The sequence below is a fragment of the Streptomyces sp. JK94 genome (assembly GCF_053613315.1).
This window is the reverse complement of record NZ_JBSICH010000007.1, coordinates 120,592-137,398: the sequence shown is the minus strand read 5'-3', so window position 1 is coordinate 137,398 and position 16,807 is coordinate 120,592. Positions and strand designations below refer to the sequence as shown.

Annotated in this window: 14 protein-coding genes and 1 tRNA gene; 8 read left to right on the top strand and 7 right to left on the bottom strand. The window is 72.6% G+C overall.

All coding sequences use genetic code 11. The features are described 5' to 3' along the window. Positions 1 to 65: 65 nt before the first annotated feature. The gene (locus tag ACVV2G_RS07235) at positions 66 to 533 is read left to right on the top strand and encodes an ATP-binding protein (protein ID WP_453841751.1); all 468 of its coding nucleotides are present in this window, start codon (positions 66 to 68) and stop codon (positions 531 to 533) included. A 188-nt stretch (positions 534 to 721) separates the two neighbouring features. On the opposite strand, the gene ACVV2G_RS07230 is transcribed toward ACVV2G_RS07235, so the two are convergent. Continuing rightward, positions 722 to 2,179 carry an aminopeptidase P family protein gene (locus ACVV2G_RS07230; RefSeq protein WP_453841750.1) on the bottom strand — a complete coding sequence of 486 codons (1,458 nt, stop codon included), beginning with the start codon at positions 2,177 to 2,179 and terminating at the stop codon, positions 722 to 724. A gap of 278 nt (positions 2,180 to 2,457) precedes the next feature. After that, the gene (locus ACVV2G_RS07225; RefSeq protein WP_453841749.1) at positions 2,458 to 3,879 is read right to left on the bottom strand and encodes a PP2C family protein-serine/threonine phosphatase; all 1,422 of its coding nucleotides are present in this window, start codon (positions 3,877 to 3,879) and stop codon (positions 2,458 to 2,460) included. Between the two features lie 617 nt (positions 3,880 to 4,496). Here ACVV2G_RS07225 and ACVV2G_RS07220 point away from each other — a divergent pair. Beyond that, positions 4,497 to 5,162, top strand: a complete 666-nt coding sequence (locus ACVV2G_RS07220) for a bifunctional DNA primase/polymerase (protein ID WP_453841748.1) — start codon at positions 4,497 to 4,499, stop codon at positions 5,160 to 5,162. Positions 5,163 to 5,216: 54 nt separating this feature from the next. Continuing rightward, the gene (locus ACVV2G_RS07215) at positions 5,217 to 5,930 is read left to right on the top strand and encodes a hypothetical protein (RefSeq protein WP_453841747.1); all 714 of its coding nucleotides are present in this window, start codon (positions 5,217 to 5,219) and stop codon (positions 5,928 to 5,930) included. Between the two features lie 646 nt (positions 5,931 to 6,576). Here the strand turns inward: ACVV2G_RS07215 and ACVV2G_RS07210 are convergent. The 3 genes from ACVV2G_RS07210 to ACVV2G_RS07200 all read right to left on the bottom strand — a co-directional run bounded on the left by ACVV2G_RS07210 (position 6,577) and on the right by ACVV2G_RS07200 (position 9,751). Then, a complete protein-coding gene (locus ACVV2G_RS07210) occupies positions 6,577 to 7,542 on the bottom strand; it encodes a DUF5926 family protein (protein ID WP_453841746.1) in 966 nt (321 codons plus the stop codon). Between the two features lie 616 nt (positions 7,543 to 8,158). Then, complete coding sequence (locus ACVV2G_RS07205; RefSeq protein WP_453841745.1) at positions 8,159 to 8,710, bottom strand: ATP-binding protein; 552 nt, start codon at positions 8,708 to 8,710, stop codon at positions 8,159 to 8,161. Between the two features lie 213 nt (positions 8,711 to 8,923). Next, complete coding sequence (locus ACVV2G_RS07200; protein ID WP_453841744.1) at positions 8,924 to 9,751, bottom strand: glycerophosphodiester phosphodiesterase; 828 nt, start codon at positions 9,749 to 9,751, stop codon at positions 8,924 to 8,926. Between the two features lie 279 nt (positions 9,752 to 10,030). Between ACVV2G_RS07200 and ACVV2G_RS07195 the strand changes: the two genes are divergently transcribed. The 3 genes from ACVV2G_RS07195 to ACVV2G_RS07185 all read left to right on the top strand — a co-directional run bounded on the left by ACVV2G_RS07195 (position 10,031) and on the right by ACVV2G_RS07185 (position 13,361). Next, entirely contained in the window at positions 10,031 to 11,521 is a 1,491-nt protein-coding gene (locus tag ACVV2G_RS07195; RefSeq protein ID WP_453841743.1) for a S1C family serine protease, read from the top strand. A gap of 181 nt (positions 11,522 to 11,702) precedes the next feature. Beyond that, a tRNA-Ser gene (locus ACVV2G_RS07190) sits at positions 11,703 to 11,789 on the top strand. Between the two features lie 798 nt (positions 11,790 to 12,587). Next, entirely contained in the window at positions 12,588 to 13,361 is a 774-nt protein-coding gene (locus tag ACVV2G_RS07185) for a DUF4232 domain-containing protein (protein WP_453841742.1), read from the top strand. Here the strand turns inward: ACVV2G_RS07185 and ACVV2G_RS07180 are convergent. Both ACVV2G_RS07180 and ACVV2G_RS07175 read right to left on the bottom strand, forming a co-directional pair. Next, positions 13,349 to 13,807, bottom strand: a complete 459-nt coding sequence (locus ACVV2G_RS07180) for a hypothetical protein (protein ID WP_453841741.1) — start codon at positions 13,805 to 13,807, stop codon at positions 13,349 to 13,351. The two genes, ACVV2G_RS07185 and ACVV2G_RS07180, sit on opposite strands and share 13 nt — an antisense overlap. Before the next feature lie 74 nt (positions 13,808 to 13,881). Next, positions 13,882 to 14,742 (bottom strand): bifunctional DNA primase/polymerase, encoded by an 861-nt coding sequence (locus tag ACVV2G_RS07175; RefSeq protein ID WP_453841740.1) that lies wholly within the window; start codon positions 14,740 to 14,742, stop codon positions 13,882 to 13,884. Positions 14,743 to 15,146: 404 nt separating this feature from the next. On the opposite strand from ACVV2G_RS07175, the gene ACVV2G_RS07170 reads away from it, so the two are divergent. Together ACVV2G_RS07170 and ACVV2G_RS07165 are read left to right on the top strand one after the other, a co-directional pair. Continuing rightward, a complete protein-coding gene (locus tag ACVV2G_RS07170; protein ID WP_453841739.1) occupies positions 15,147 to 15,473 on the top strand; it encodes a hypothetical protein in 327 nt (108 codons plus the stop codon). Positions 15,474 to 16,228: 755 nt separating this feature from the next. Beyond that, entirely contained in the window at positions 16,229 to 16,777 is a 549-nt protein-coding gene (locus tag ACVV2G_RS07165; RefSeq protein ID WP_453842044.1) for a SigE family RNA polymerase sigma factor, read from the top strand. Positions 16,778 to 16,807: the final 30 nt, after the last annotated feature.

Genomic DNA, 16,807 nt, shown 5'->3' with positions numbered 1-16,807 from the left:
GCTTACTCAGGGGTGACGGGGGCAATACGTAACGGTATGTCGAGCCGCGGCCGGGAGGCTGGAGCATGAGCATCTGGTGGTCACTCCATTTGCGGCGCGAGGCCGCGAGCGTGCCCCTGGCCCGCCGCCTGCTGATCGGCACCATGGAGACCGCGGGCGTCGACCCCGACATCTCCTTCGACCTCTCCGTCGCGCTGAGCGAGGCCTGTGCCAATGCCGTGGAGCACGGCGGGGACGACGAGCCCGGCGGCAGCCCTTCGGAGGCGTACCGCGTCACGGCCTACCTCGACGGCGAACGCTGCCGCATCGAGGTCGCCGACACGGGGCCGGGGTTCCCCGCGGCCGCTCCGGGACGGCCGCAGGGAGTGGCGCGCCCGGTGTCCGCCGACTCCGAGCACGGCCGCGGCCTCTGCCTCATCCGGGAACTCGCCGACCACGTCCACATCGGCGGTACGCCGGGCCGGGCGGGTGCGGTGGTGAGCTTCGACAAGATCCTCAAGTGGCGCGAGGGCACTCCGCTCGTCGCGGTGTGAGAGCCGTCCACGCGTCGCCGCGCCCCGAGCCTCTTGCCACACCCTGAGCCCCTCGCCGCCCTTTGATCCTCTTGGTGGGCCCTGGCCGGGGGAGCCGTTCCGCGTGCCTCTGGTCATGCCGATGGACATGGCGATGGACATGGCGATGGCCGGGCACCGCATGCGGTACCCGGCCATCGGCGCGACGGTCAGCCCTTCAGGGCGGCCATCCATTCCTCGACCTCGTCCGACCGGCGGGGCAGCCCGGCGGACAGGTTCCGGTTGCCGTCCGCGGTGACGAGGATGTCGTCCTCGATGCGCACGCCGACGCCCCGGTACTCCTCGGGCACGGTCAGGTCGTCGGCCTGGAAGTACAGGCCCGGCTCGACGGTGAGCACCATGCCGGGCTCCAGGGTGCCGTCGACGTACGACTCCACGCGGGCGGCCGCGCAGTCGTGGACGTCCATGCCGAGCATGTGGCCGGTGCCGTGCAGCGTCCAGCGGCGCTGCAGGCCCAGGTCCAGCACCTGCTCGACGGGGCCCTCGACCAGGCCCCACTCGACGAGCCGCTCGGCCAGCACGCGCTGGGAGGCGTCGTGGAAGTCGCGGTACTTGGCACCCGGCTTCACCGCCGCGATGCCGGCCTCCTGGGCGTCGTACACGGCGTCGTAGATCTTCTTCTGCAGCTCGCTGTAGCGGCCGTTGATCGGCAGCGTGCGCGTGATGTCCGCGGTGTAGTAGGTGTGCGTCTCCACGCCCGCGTCGAGCAGCAGCAGGTCGCCGGAGCGGACCGGGCCGTCGTTGCGCACCCAGTGCAGGGTGCAGGCGTGCGGTCCGGCGGCGCAGATCGAGCCGTAGCCGACGTCGTTGCCCTCCACGCGCGCGCGGAGGAAGAAGGTGCCCTCGATGTAGCGCTCGCTGGTCGCCTCGGCCTTGTCGAGGACCTTCACGACGTCCTCGAAGCCGCGCACGGTGGAGTCGACGGCCTTCTGCAGCTCGCCGATCTCGAACTCGTCCTTGACCAGGCGGGCCTCGGAGAGGAAGACGCGCAGTTCCTCGTCGCGCTCGGCGGTGACCTTGTCGGCCAGGGCCGCCTCGATGCCGGCGTCGAAACCGCGCACGACGCGCACCGGTCCGGTGGCCTCGCGCAGGCTGTCCGCCAGCTCACGCACGTCGGAGGCGGGGATGCCGTAGAGCTTCCCGGCCTCGGTGAGGGAGTGGCGGCGGCCGACCCACAGCTCGCCCTGGCCGTTCAGCCAGAACTCGCCGTTCTCGCGGTCTGAGCGCGGCAGGAGGTAGATCGTCGCGGTGTGGCCCTCGGCCTCGGGCTCCATGACCAGGACGCCGTCCTCGGTCTGGTTGCCGGTGAGGTAGGCGTACTCGACCGAGGCGCGGAAGGGGTACTCCGTGTCGTTCGAGCGGGTCTTCAGGTTGCCCGCGGGGATCACCAGGCGCTCACCCGGGAAGCGGGCGGACAGCGCGGCGCGGCGGGCGGCGGTCTCGGCGGCCTGGGCGATCGGCTCCAGGTCGCGCAGCTCCGTGTCGGCCCAGCCGGACTTCATGTTCTCGGCCAGCTCGTCGGACACGCCCGGGTACAGGCCGTTCTTGCGCTGCTTGATCGGCTCTTCGGTCTCTTCCGGGGTCTCCGGGGTGAGCTCCTCCGCCACGGTCATCCTCCTAGGTACGGCACTGGACCACCCCCATCGTACGGTCGTACGGGACGGGGCCCAGGGCCGAAGGGCCCGTCGCCCCGGGGGCGGCACCGTCCGCTGAGCGGGACACACCGGGGTCCGGTGCCCCGCTGTGCGAACGGTTCCCTGCTCGAACGGTGTCGTATGCGACCGGTGCCTTATGCGGACGGGGGCTGTATGCGACCGGTGCCTGATGCGGACGGTGCTGTATTTGTCCGGTGTCTCATGCGGTCGGTGCCGTATGCGACCGGTGTTCAGTCGAACCGGACCGCCAGCAGCACCACGTCCTCCTCGGAGTCCGTCTCCGCCGCCCCCTCGGGCAGCACCGTGCGCAGGACGTGCTCGACGACGGCGTCCGGGTCCTGGCGCTTCGCCCGGGGAACGCAGGCCGCCGCCGCGTGCAGCCGGGCGAAGGCGCGGTCGGCCGGGTCACCGGTGCGGTGGAGCAGCCCGTCCGTGTACAGCAGAACCGTCTCTCCGGCTTGGGCCTGGAACTCCACGCTCGGTGCCTCCCAGCAGGCGAGCATGCCGAGCGGCGCGGAGACGGAGGTCTCGACGAACTCCGTGCGCCGCTCCCCGATCAGCAGCGGCGGACTGTGCCCGGCGCCGGCCAGCGTGATCCGGCGCAGTGCCGGCTCGCAGTAGCCGAACAGGGCGGTGGCCGAGCGGGCGGGCTCGGTGAGCCGCAGCAGCAGCTCCAGGTCGGACAGGACCGCGACCGGGTCCTCGCCCTCCATCACGGCGTACGCGCGAAGGGAGGCCCGCAGTCGGCCCATGGCGGCGACCGCGCTGGGCCCCGACCCGGTGACGGAGCCGACGGCGAGACCGAGCCCGGCGTCCGGCAGCGGCAGCGCGTCGTACCAGTCGCCGCCGCCGCGCGGACTGGTGCGGTGCCGGGCGGCCAGCTGGACACCGGGCACGCGCGGCAGGCGGGAGGGGAGCAGTTCCTCCGCCATTGTCGCCATGGACGCGCGCGTGCGTTCGACTTCCCTGAGGTGGGCCAGGTGCCGGGTCGCGTACCGGACGTAGAGACCCGCGAGGTGGCGTGGCCGCTCGCCCGGCTCGGCGGGCTCGTCGTAGAGCCACACGGCCGCGCCCAGGCGCCCGGTGCCTTCGGCGGACAGGGGGAGCGCGTAGCTGGCGGCGTAGCCGAGGCGGCCGGCGACCTCGCGGTGGCGTGGGTCGAGTCCCTGGTCGGCGAACAGGTCGGGCTCGGCGATCCCGCCCGCGCCGACCGGCAGTCCGTCCAGGATCCGCCCGTACGACAGGGAGCCGCGGGGCACCGTCTCGAGGTGGCCGAGGTCGGCGCGGGTCAGTCCGAGGCCGACGGTGGTGTCCGGGCCGAGTCCGTCGGCCGGTTCCAGTACGACGAGACCGCGCCGGGCGCCCACCAGGGCGGCCCCGGCGCACAGCACCTCCTGGAGCCCGTCCGCGAGGGAGTCCGTACGGACCAGGCGCTCGGTCAGCTCGTGCAGGGTCGTGAGGTCCGAGACCCAGCCGGCCAGCCGGTCCTGGAGCAGGGTGCCCGGGGCGCAGGGCGCACCCGGGGTGCCCGGGGCCGCCGCGGCCTGCGGAGCGGCCGGGGAAGCACCCGGGGCGACGGCCGCGACAGTGTGTGCGGGGGCCGGAACCGTTGCATCGATTCCAGCCACTTTCGCAGGGTGCGGGGCGTTCATGGCGTCCGGCCTCCCGACCGGCGCTTACTGCTCAAAAGCATCGCAAACCCCCATGTCATTCTGCGCCGCTAGCAGTGTCTCCACATGTACACGCACTCGTAAGGAGATGTCCAGCATTGTCCTGCTGGGATTACTGGTGTCCGTGAGGTGCGGGCGGCTTTCCTCCCGACCTCTTGCGGAAATACGAAATTGGCTTGAAACTGCCCAGGAGGACGGCTTGTTGCGGTCGACTGGGGGTGCTTCACGGAGCGTCACAGCGGTCGTGATGGGTACGTACTCGGAGTAGGCCAGGGGTGGTTGGGGACCACCCGGAACCTGGCGGTGGGCCCGGGCGTCCTATCCACCGACGACCGTGCCCCATCCTCCCGTGGCGGAGGCGGAGAGAAATACTCGGGACGGCAAAACGCCAGACTTCGCCACCCCGCGCCACGCCCATGCTTTTGATGGACGCAGTGTGGACGGAACCGCCGCAGACGCAGTCAGTGCTCGGCCCAGAGGGGTTCCCCTTGCCTACGGCAGGGGTGTGATGCGCCACCAGCTACGCACAGCGAAGAGATCGACACATGGTGATGTGACCACGGTGTTGCCAGGCGTGCAACGGAAAGGAACGAGCGCTCATGCGCGAGATCCTCGGAAGGCGACGCAGGCTTTTGTCCCAGCACGACGACGGGCGGCCTGAGCTGATCGGCGCGGCCCTGACCTATGCGACGCAATGGCAGTGGCCCGTACTCCCGGGTGTGGCGGCGGACCCGCAGGCGCGGTCGCGCTGCGGCTGCCCCGACCCGGACTGCACGGTACCCGGAGCGCATCCCTTCGACCCCGGCCTCCTCGCGGCCACCACCGACGCGCGCATGGTGCGCTGGTGGTGGGGCAACCGGCCCGCCGCGCCGATCGTCCTGGCCACCGGGGGCAGCGCTCCGTGCGCCGTCTCGCTGCCCGCCCTGCCGGCCGCCCACGCGCTGGCAGCCCTCGACCGCGCCGGCCTCAGGATCGGCCCGGTCGTCGCCTCGCCCACACGCTGGTCGCTGCTGGTCAAGCCGTACACCATGGAGCAGCTGGGCGAGCTGCTCTACGCCAAGGACTTCGTCCCCGGCTCCCTGCGGTTCCACGGCGAGGGCGGCTATCTCGCGCTGCCGCCGTCCGAGTCGGGCCAGGGCACCGTCCGCTGGGAGCGGGCTCCGCTGCCCGGCTCCGCCACGCCCTGGGTGCCCGACGTGGAGGCCGTGGTGGACGCGGTGGTCGACGCCCTCACTCGTACGGGTGTGAGCGCGCCCGAGTTGTAGGGGCGCCCGGCGCGCGTGGGGGTCCGCGCCCGCCCGTGGCCGTATCGTCCGCCCATGCCGCCTCACGCTGGGAAGCACCGCGCCGCCGGGCCGCCCCGCGGCGGACTGGACCGGGGTGGACCGGACCGCGGCGGACTGGACCGCAGCGGTCCGGACGGGCGGCGGGGGCCGGACCGGCGGCGGGCCTGTCTGTACGGACTCGCCGGTGTCGTGGTGGGCGCGGTCGTGCTGCCGTTCGCGGTGGCGTCCGCCGGGTCCCCGGAAGCGGGGGAGGAGGACCCTCCGGCCGTCCGTCTCCTCCCGCAGGGGGGCGACGGCAAGGGCGCCGGAGGAGCCGGCCGCACCCCGGCGCAGGCCGAACCCTCCCGCTCCCCACTGCCGCCCGGACCGGCCACCGCGGTGCGCTGCGGCCCCGGACTCACCTCGCCCGAGGGCGTCGAGGCGCAGACCTGCGTCCTCACCCAGGGGTCGCGGACCTGGGCACGCACCTACTACCGCAACGCGACCGGTGGCCCACTGGAGTCCCTGCTGAGCCTCATGGGGCCTGACGGGCGCAGTGTGCGGATGCGCTGCGCGGTGGGCGCCGAGGACGCGCCGGGCACCTGTGAGACGCCCCGGGAGCGCCTGAGGGGCGGGCCGGCGGACTACACGGCGGTCGCCGAGTTCGCCCGCCGGGCCGGCTACGGGGCGCTGCTGCTGCGTACCGGGAGCAACGGGAGTCACCGGGCCGACGAGAGCGGCCGGGGGGGACGGGAGTGGCGGAGGTGACCAGAGCGGTTGGGGGACGGGAGTGACCGCAGGGACGGGCGAGGCAGGGGGGGAGTCGAGTGGCCGGGGTGACGTGTGTGACGTGTGTGACGCGCGTGACGGAGGTGGCGTGGGCAACAGGGGCGGCTGACGTGACGAGGGTGCCGGACGGTGCCGGGAGTACGGCCCGGCGGGAGGGGCCCGAGTGCCCCGAGGGGTCGGAGCGCCCACGCGGTCAGAGGGCCCGGTGGTCCGAGGGGCCTGAGGGACCGCGCGGCCCCGCCACCTCCGTCACGCGCGTCAGGTCAGAGTGCCCGAGTGCCCGAACGGCGAGAGTGGCGCGGTGATCGGAGCGGCGAGAGTGCGGGGACCGGGAGCCGCGGAGGTCGGTCAGGCAACGACCGTACCGGGACGGGGAGTTGGCGGGCGACTGCGGTGCGTGTGCGACCGGGCGCATGGAAAGACCCGGTTGCTGGCGACGGGGGATGCACCAGCAACCGGGCTACTCGAACGGTAACAAGAGATTGGCGGTTAGCAAATTCGATCTCCTGTTTTCCGGTCACGGATCGGCTTGTCTCCAGCGGGAGTTGTGACCGGAGTCACGCATGTTCCGGCCGGGGCGCCGGCTGACCGGTCGGTCAGCCGGGGCAAAGCCCGTGACGGTATGTCAGCTGAGGGTGACCTGCCGGTTGGTCAGGCCACCCCGCGCCCGGCGCTCGTCGGGTGTGAGCGGCGCGTTCGTGCCCAGAGCCTCGGCGAGGCGCTCGGCGAACTCCGCCGCCGGCTTCTCGACGTCCTGCGCGGTGACCCCGCTCGGCAGGTCCCACACCGGGACCGTGAGCCCGTGCGCGCGGAAGGAGCCGACGAGGCGGGTGCCCTCGCCGAGGGACGACCGGCCCGCCGCGTGCAGCCGGGCGAGAGCGTCCAGAAGCCGCTCCTCCTCGTGCGGCATGACCCAGCGCAGGTGGTTCTTCTCCGGAGTCTCGCACCAGTAGGCGGCGTCCACGCTCTGCAGCCGGACGGTCGGGATGGCCGCGGCGTTGGCCCGCTCCAGGGAGGCGGACACCTCCGGCGTGGCGTTCTCCGGGTCCGGGACCCAGAACTCGAAGCCCGAGTGCACCGTCGGCTCGAACGCCCCCTCGGAAGCGAGCAGGTCCTGCAGTCGCGGACCGTCGGCCGGCGCGCGGCGCCCCTGCACCGGGGTGCCCGGCGCGGCGGTCAGCGCCTGCTGGAGGGTGTCGGCGAGGTCGCGGCTGAGGTCGCCCGACGCCGTGTCGTTCTGCAGGCCGATCAGCACGCTGCCGTCGTCGCGGCGCAGGGCCGGCCAGGCCATCGGCAGGACCGTGGCCAGCGTGACGGAGGGGACGCCCTCGGGCAGGCCGTCCTTGAGGGTCAGCTCGACCGTGGCGGCCGGCACCAGCTCACGCAGGGCCACCCAGTCGCACTCGCCGGGCAGCCCTTCGAACGGGCGCTGCACCAGCGCGGTCGTGGCCTGCGCGGCGGCCCGGCCGTGGCAGGCCTTGTAGCGGCGGCCACTGCCGCAGGGGCAGGGCTCGCGGGCACCGACGACCGGGATCTCTCCGTCGGTGAGCTGCGGCCGCTTGGCCTTCGTCTGGGGTCGCTTCTTGGCCATCGTGGGTGTCTCCCGGTTGCGGCTCATTCCGTACGGGCGCGAGCCTAGCCGTTCGCACCCTGGCCGACGGGCCCTGTGGACAACGGGCCCTGTGGACAACGGGTCGCCAGCCGGCGCGGGGGAAGCTTGCGGGCGGCCCGTGCCCTGCGGCCGGTGTCCTGCGCCTCGTGTTCCGTGGCCGGTGTCCTGCGCCCCGTGTCTTGCGCCCCGTGTCTTGCGCCCCGTGTCTTGCGCCCCGTGTCCTGTGGCCGGTGTCCGACGGCCCGTGCCGGGCGCCCCGCAGCCGACGGACCGCATGTCGCGTACGGTGCCGGGCACTCCGCACCGGGCCGCCCGTGTCCCACGCCCCGCGTGCGGCCGGCCGCACGGGTCCAAGGCCCGTGTGCGGCTTCCCGCGCGTTCTCCGAGCGCGAGCCGCCGCTGCATCCCCGAGCGCGAGCCGCCGTTATGTCCCGGAGGGCGAGTCGCCGAGTGACTCGGAGCCGGACCCACCGCGTGTCCCCGTGCCGGGCCCACCACGCGTCCGCGCCGGGCCCACCACGCGTCCGCGCCGGACCCACCGCGCGTCCGTGCCGGACCCGTCGCGGCGGCCCGGCACGGGGTCGACCCGACCGGGTCAGCGGAGGTCGTCGAAGGCGTCCGCGAAGTCCAGACCGGGGAGTTCCGACACCGCCGGTGCCGTGATCCGCGTGGCGAAGTCGTGGCGCCGGTGCGCGGCGTCCGGGTCGTGCACGGCGTCGTGGACGACGACCCAGACCGTGACCTCTCCGCGGGCGTTGTCCCGTACGCCCCAGTCGTCGGCGAGCGCGGTGATGATGTTCAGCCCGCGGCCGCCGTGCGCCGTGATCGAGGGGGTCGCCGGTGCCGGGCGGGTCGGGCCGCCACCGTCCGTGACCTCCACGACGAGCCGGCCGCCCGTGTCCACCTGCCACGCGGCGCGTACGTCGCCGTCCCCCGCCAGGGCGCCGCCCAGCGGGCGACCGTGTTTGCACGCGTTGCTCAAGAGTTCCGACAGAACCAGTACGGCGTCGTCGATGACCGATTCCGCCACACCGCCGCTGCGCAACTGCGCCCGCATGCGGTGCCTCGCTTCCCCCACGCCCGCAGGGCCATGAGGAACGGCCATGCTCGACGACGTGGGCACTTCCTGTGCCACCACCAACGCCACCCCCGAGACCTCCTTCGTCCCACGCCACGGTGTGGATGCCCTCCCGGCCTGAACCGGAAACCGGCCCGTCTCCGCCCAGTGACGCATTCGACACGGTCGAACACGTACCGAACGCGCCGGAGCACTCCCGTATGCGCATGGCTGGAAATCGCCGGTATGGCCGGGATGGGAGAATGCGCCAGGGAGACCGCCGGGTCAAGAGGCGCGGACGGATCAGCGACCGAGGTGGTCGCGTACCGCCCGCGGCCGGTTGGTGATGATGGCGTCGACGCCCAGGTCGGCGCAGAGATCGACGTCGTCGGTGTCGTTCACCGTCCACACGTGGACTTGGTGGCCGGCCCTCTTCAAGCGCTCGATGTAGGTGGGGTGGTTCCGCACGATGCGGATCGAGGGGCCCGCGATCCGGACACCCGCGGGCAGTCGGCCGTCGCGCAGCCGCGGCGAGACGAACTGCATCAGATAGACCGTCGGCAGGGTCGGCGACGCGGCCCGTACCCGGTGCAGTGAGCGGGCCGAGAAACTCATCACGCGTACCGGGGACTCGGCGGCCGAGTCCGGGGCGTCGAGTCCGAACCGCTTCAGGAGCAGCAGCAGCCGCTCCTCCACCTGCCCCGCCCAGCGCGTGGGGTGCTTGGTCTCGATGGCCAGTTCCACCCGCCGCCCCGCGTCGGACACCAGCTGAAGCAGACGTTCCAGGGTCAGTACGGAGGTCTCCTCCCGGTCCTCGGGCCGGTGCTCCCAGTCGGGCTGCTCGTCGCGGGTGCGCCAGAACTCCCTCGTCCTGCGGGCGCCGAAGTCCAGCGCGGCCAGGTCGGCGAGCTCCAGCGCCGAGACCGCGCCGCGGCCGTTGGACGTACGGTTGACACGCCAGTCGTGGACGCAGACGAGGTGACCGTCGGCGGTCAGGCGGACATCGCACTCGAGAGCGTCCGCGCCGTCCTCGATCGCTTTCCGGTACGCGGCCAGGGTGTGCTCGGGGGCCTCCTCGGAGGCTCCCCGGTGGGCGACGACCTGAATCCGGTGCTGTCGTGCGTGGGTCACCGCGTCATGGTGTCACCGCGTACGGGTAGACGTACCACCGGAGTCATCGTCAGCCTGCCCGTTTAGTCTTCGATGACCGATATAAAGGGCGATCGTGAACCCACAGCAACCGCTTATGGTGCTCTGACGGCCCGTGGGAAAAGCTGATGGCATACAAGAACACCGCGCACCTGCATAGGGCCGGACCGTGGAGCGCCGCGTGAGCGTGGCCGAGCGCGACCGCAGTGACCGCAGTGACCGAGGAACAGCCGTGGAAGCCGTGGAACTAGGAGAGAAGCTGTGAGCACCGAGAACGAGGGCACCGCGGTACCCCCGGCCCCGTCAGCACCCCCCGTGCCGGTGGACACTCCCGCTGCCTCCGCCCAGCCGGCCGCGCCGTACCCGGACCAGCCGCCGTCCCACGCGCCCTCGCCCGCGCCGCACGACGGTTTCGGGCCGGCTGCCGCCCCCGCCGCCCCCGCGCAGCAGCAGCCCGCGAACCAGGGCCCGGACGCATCCCAGGGCCATACGGCGGACGCACCCCAGGGGCACACGCCTCCCGACGCCTCCTGGCCTCCGCCCCCGCCGCCGGGCGCCCCGACGTACGGTGGCGGAGGCGGCGACGGCCACGGCGGCTGGGGCGCCTCGTACCAGCCACCCGCGCCGAAGCCGGGCCGCGGCCGGACCGGCCTGGTCGCCGGGTTCCTGGTCGCCGCACTGGTCATGGGCGCTCTGGGCGGCGGCCTCGGCTACACCCTGGCCAAGAACAACGACGAGACCGGCTCCACGACGGTCGCCGCGTCCGACACCGGCGGTTCCCTCAAGCGTGACGCGGGCACGGTCGCCGGCGTCGCCGCCAAGGCGCTGCCCAGCACGGTCACCATCCAGGCCGAGGGCAGCAACGGCGAGGGCGGCACCGGCACCGGCTTCGTCTTCGACAAGCAGGGCCACATCGTCACCAACAACCACGTGGTGGCGGAGGCGGTCGACGGAGGCAAGCTCAGCGCGACCTTCCCCAACGGCAAGAAGTACGCCGCCGAGGTGGTCGGCCACGCCCAGGGCTACGACGTGGCGGTCATCAAGCTCGAGAACGCCCCCTCCGACCTGAACCCGCTCCCCCTCGGCAACTCCGACAAGGTGGCGGTCGGCGACTCCACGATCGCCATCGGCGCCCCCTTCGGCCTGTCCGACACGGTGACCACGGGCATCATCAGCGCCAAGAACCGCCCCGTGGCCTCCAGCGACGGCAGTGGCAGCAGCAAGGCGTCCTACATGAGCGCCCTGCAGACCGACGCGTCGATCAACCCGGGCAACTCCGGAGGTCCGCTGCTGGACGCGCAGGGCAACGTCATCGGGATCAACTCCGCGATCCAGTCCACGAGCAACGGCGGCTTCGGCACCGGCCAGGCCGGCTCGATCGGCCTGGGCTTCGCCATCCCGGTCAACCAGGCCGAGTTCGTCGCCAAGCAGCTGATCAAGTCCGGCGAGCCGGTGTACGCGAAGATCGGCGCCTCCGTCTCCCTGGAGGAGACGACGAACGGTGCCAAGCTCACCGAACAGGGCGTCAACGGCTCCGACCCCGTCGAAGCGGGCGGCCCCGCCGCCGACGCCGGCCTCAAGCCCGGCGACGTCATCACCAAGCTCGACGACCGTGTGATCGACAGCGGCCCGACCCTGATCGGCGAGATCTGGACCCACAAGCCCGGCGACGAGGTCACGGTCACCTACGAGCGCGGTGGCAAGGAAAACACCACCGAACTCACCCTCGGCTCCAAGGTCGGCGACGACTGACCCCCCGCCCCGCCGCTCAGGCACGGGCACGGAGCGACCTGCCCGACGGAACGGCTCCCCGCCGCACCGGAAGCCGGTGGAGAACTCCGAAGCGATCCGCCAGCACGACGGCCCACGGACCCCGCACAACGCCCGGGACCGGTACGCTGTACCCGCTCCGTCCCAGGTGGGCCGGTGCGTGGGTGGGTTGCCCGAGCGGCCTAAGGGAACGGTCTTGAAAACCGTCGTGGCAGCGATGTCACCGTGGGTTCAAATCCCACACCCACCGCGGTGATTGACGGCCCCTGACCAGGCGTTGTGGTCAGGGGCCGTCGGCGTGTGCGGTGGGTGTGGTGGCGGGTTGTTGCTGTCGGGCGTGCGTTGGACCCACGTGGTCTCGGTGCCCGTGTTCGGGAGGAACTGAGTATGTGCTCTGGTCGGCCCGAGCGGGCGTCGGAAGGCTGGGGGCATGGAACGATGACGGAGGCACGCCGTGGGCGCGGTGCCGGGCGTGACCGTCGGTTTGACCGCTGCCACCTACTACGAAGGGTCGGCCGACGCCGGCGGCCTCTTCCCCTCATCGGGGTGGGGATGGTCATGGTGGGGAGCTTGGTGGTGACCGCCGTTCTTGCCGCCGTGGTCGTCGCTGTGAGGCGCGGGGCGTTCCTGTGACAGGGATGTGACCGGAAGTGTGGGGTGCGCCATGGTGGTTGGAGGGCCGGGCTGGTGGGGTGGGGCGATGCGTATCCCCCGCCTCCGCGTGCCGCTCTCGGTCTCCGGAGCTTTCGTCGCCAGTGTTCTGCTCGGTGCCTGTGGCGCCCAGTCCGCCGTGTCGGGAGGGGGAGGTACGGGGGGAGAGGGTACGTCGTCGGAGAGCCGGTGCGGGGTCGGGACGACGTCCGGTGGCGTCGCCAGTAGCGGTGCCTCCGGTGCCGCCAGCAGCGATGGCTCTGCCGGTTCTGCCGTCGGGGCCGGGCGGGAGCGGGACGGGGTGCGGATCGCCGGCATGGTGGAGAGGACCGCCGGGGCCGGGAACGGTGCGGGGGCGAGTGCCTCGCCCGGGGGTGGGACGAGCGGGCGGCCCGGGGTGTCCGTCACGGCGGAGAGCCTGCCGGGGGTGGGCGAGTCCTTCGGCGCGGAGGGCGGGTCCCCGTGTGTGGTCGCGTACGCGGTGACCAACCGGATGGCCGAGTCCCTCACCTACACCATCACCTTCTCCCTGGTGGACGACCAGGGCAGGACGATGTCGGACTCCGAGGAGACGGTGTCCGTGGCGGCGGGGCGGACCGTGCGGCGCACGCTCGAGGGCATCGGGTACCTGAGTGGTCAGCGTCTCGACGCGGAGCACGTGCGGATCCTCGACGTGAAGCGGGTGCCCACCGACGAGGCGCCGGCGCCCGCCGGTTCCTGCCCGCCGTCCGGACTGCGTCTCACCGCGGACCGGGGGGACGCTGCCATGGGGCTGCGGGTCGTAGGGCTGCACCTGGAGAACTGCGGCAGTCGCCCGTACTCCGTCGAGGGTTACCCGGTGCTCGAGTTGCTCGACGAGGAACTCGCACCGGTCGACGGGATCGAGATCCTGCGCGGCACCGACGGCATCCCCATGGCGGGCGGGGGAGAGCCGGTCCGGCCGGTGACCCTGCGGCCGGGCGAGTCCGCCGGGGCGAGCATGGCGTGGCGCAACACCACACAGTCCGGTGAGGCGGTCACCGTGCCGTACGTCAGGGTGCGGGCCGAGTCCGGTTCCGACCCCGTGGTGGTCGCGCCCTGCCTCGACCTCGGCACCACGGGCGAGCTGGGCGTCGGTCCGTGGCAGAAACACGAGGCCACGAGTGCACCGAGCCTGCCTCAGAGCTCGTAGTCCCGGGCCAGGCCCGGCCAGTCGACGTCCCGCAGAGCGGGTTCCGTGTCGCGGGCGGACGGGACCCGTGGGGTGGGCTGGAACCAGACGACGGTCAGCCCGGAGCGGTGCAGGAACGGGTCGTTGGCCGGGTCGAGGGCCGCGGAGGAGAAACGCCCCACGCAGGCCACGCGTGGCAGCACTTCCACGGGGCCGAGGGCGCCCGCGTACTGGTGGGGGTACTCGCGCGGGGGCGGCACCAGGTGCACCGGCGCGGTCGGGGACATCCGCTCGGCGGCGTGCACGAGCGCCTTGATGCGCAGGTCGTTGACGGGCCTGCACGGATAGTCCTCCAGCAGGCCGCCGTACGTCGGCGCGAGGTGCAGCTCGGTCAGGTCGATGCTGCGGCCGGACGACAGGACGACGCGGGTCAGTGACATGGCCGGCGCTTTGGGGCGGTCGTGCATGAAGGTCTTTCGGGGTTCGTGCCGAGGGGGTGCGCGACGACGGGTGGGGGTGCCGAGAGCGGGGGCCGGCCGGGTCAGGGGTGGTGGCCCGTCACGCGGGCCGCGGAGGTGATCGTCGTGCGGGCCTCGGGTTCGGTCAGGCCGGTCGTGAGGGCCGCTTCGACCAAGGGGGCGAAGAGGGCGGGGCCGATGCCCCCCTCGTAGGCGCGGCAGGCGGCCCAGAAGAGGCGGGTGTTGCGCCGACCCTCGTGGGCGGCGAGGACGAACTGGACGAGTCCCTGGCCGTGTGCCTCGGCGCCGGCCCGCGCCGGCCGGGAGGGACGGGACGGCGGCAGCAGGAGGCGCAGGAGCGCGGGCGGACAGGCCGCGGGGGCGAGGTGGGCCGTACCGGGCGCGGTGGTGTACGCGCCGTGCCGGGTGCGGGAGCCGGGGCCGACCAGGTAGCCGCCGGCGCCGCGGACGTCGATGCCGGGGGCCAGGCGGCCGGCCGAGTTGGGGACGACGGCGTCGGGCGGACTGCTCAGCCACAGGTGCCGGCCTCCGCTGGGAGTCAGTACGACGACTGTGGGCGGGATCGTGAACAGGTGGCGCAGGGCGAGTTCGCGCAGCGCGGCCGAGGAGTCCGTCGACGACTTCGTGTCCAGGTCGACGCCGATGAGGTGGTGCGGGGGCAGTCCGCAGGCGATGCCGTAGCCCGTGGCCCAGGGGGCGGCGGCGAAGAGTTCGCGGACGCGGGCCGGGTCGGTGGCGGCGTCGTGGACCCCGTGGCCGAAGCGGCCGCACCCGCCGTGGCAGGGGGCCGGGTCGTCTCGGTGGGGCGAGCGCAGGGCCGGGAGCTTCGTCCGGGACAGCGGGATGACGGCCAGTCCGCGTGCGGCGGCTGACAGGGCGTGGGCGAGGGCCGGTGTCGTGGCCTGCCGTTCTGTGGGGGCCATGCTTCCATGTTCGTACGTCTGTTCGAAAAAGGGAAGGGTGGGTGCACGCGACGCGCCGGGGAGGCGCGCGGTGCGGAAGAAGTGCGGGAACGCTTCACCGCTTGTGGCGCTTGAGAAGGCGCCGCCCCAGCTGTCCTGGACTGGTACGGAAGAGAAGCAAAAGGGTTTATCGACTTGTTCTCACGCTTGAGGGCGAATCAGGGCTTCCGGGGTGGTTCGCCGGGATGCGGTGGGCAACTCTGATCACGCGACGTCGTGCACAGCGTCGAGGCGGTCGGCCAACTGCCCTGACACAAGCCCTAGTGGAAACCGCTTCACGCGACTTCACGCAGGTCCTGGCAGCTTCACGTACTTCTCGCGTTCTCGGCTCAAGCCGGTGCGCACTTGTTCTGGAGGAACGAAACATGGCAAGCATCCGTACCGCCCGCGTCGTCGCCGCTGTCGCCGCCCTCCCGCTCGCCGCCGCCCTCTTCAGCGGTGTGGCGACGGCGGACAACGGCGCTATCGCGGACGACGGATCGAACGCGACCGCTTCGGAGGCCTTCGCGGGCATCCTCGGCAGCGGAGTCGGCGGGGACAACAACGGCAACTCGTCCACCACGCAGCAGCAGGCGGTCGGCTCGGGGGCCTCGAACCAGAGCAACACCGCGCAGGTCGACGGCTCCGCGTTCAACGCGATCAACCAGGGCAACGACAACGTGGCCGTCAGCTTCACCCCGCTGTGGTGGTGACCTGAGGGGCCGGCGCGGGTGCGCTCCCACGCCGGCCCCTCAGTCTCTGTGCGGGTGTGCTTCATGGGGTCGCAAGACGTCTGGGCGGCGGTACTCCGGTATCGCCGCGCAGGCGTTTTCACGTGGGGTCCCGAGGAGCCGCAGTCGCCCGCGCGCCGCCTCCGGGAGGCCCCGTCCGCCCGCATGCCCGCCCGTGCGCCGCCCGCGCGAGGCCCCGTCCGCCCGCATCGCCCACCCACGTGAGTCGCCCAAGCCCACCCGCATCGCCCATCCGCGCGAGTCGCCCAAGACCCCCGCCCGCACAGCCGGGGAACAGCCGTAAAGACACACCCCCGCCCGCACACCTGCGGAACAGCCCTAAAGACCCACCCCCGCCCGCACCGGAAGCCCTTGACGGCTCCCCGCCCGCACCGGAAGCCCTTGACGGCTCCCCGCCCAAGCCCGTGCCCGGCGGAGCCCCCAGGGGCGAACCCGCAGTGGCTCTCCTCCCCTCGTCCACCTACAGGAGGTGCAGCCGGCACCACCCCTACAACCTGAGGCGGACTCTGCTTCGGGACTTGCGGCCGATCCGCCGGAGGCCCCCGCGCTCTTAGCGTTGAGCCATGACCACATCCGTCTGCTCCAGCGCTTCGGACGCCGCCACGCCCAAGGCCATGCCCAAGGCCATGCCCAAGGCCATGCCCAAGGCCATGCCCAAGGCCATGCCCAAGGCCATGCCCAAGGCTCCGGCCAAGGTCCCGGCCAGGGGTTCAGTCATGGCGGGGGCCATGACCACGACCCTGGTGGCAGCAAGGGCGCAGACCTTTCCGTACCCGTCGTTCTCCTCGTACGTGAAGGCCCGCCAGCCGGTGCTGCTGCGTACCGCCCGGTCGCTGACCGCGAACCCGAGCGACGCGGAGGACCTGCTGCAGACCGCGCTCACCAAGACGTACGTGGCCTGGGAGCGCATCGAGGACCATCGCGCCCTGGACGGTTACGTGCGCCGGGCGCTGCTGAACACGCGGACGTCGCAGTGGCGCAAGCGCAAGGTCGACGAGTTCGCCTGCGACGAGCTGCCCGAGCCGGAGCCCGTAGCCGGCGGCGACGACCCGGCGGAGCGGCAGGCCCTGCACGACGCGATGTGGCGGGCGATCACGAAGCTGCCCGCGCGGCAGCGGGCGATGGTCGTCCTCAGGTACTACGAGGACCTCAGCGAGGCCCAGACGGCCGAAGTGCTCGGGGTTTCCGTGGGCACGGTGAAGTCGGCGGTGTCCCGGGCGCTCGGCAAGCTCCGCGAGGACCCTGAGCTGCTGTTCGTCCGGTGATGAGCCGTTCTGTGAGGGCCCGGGACAGGA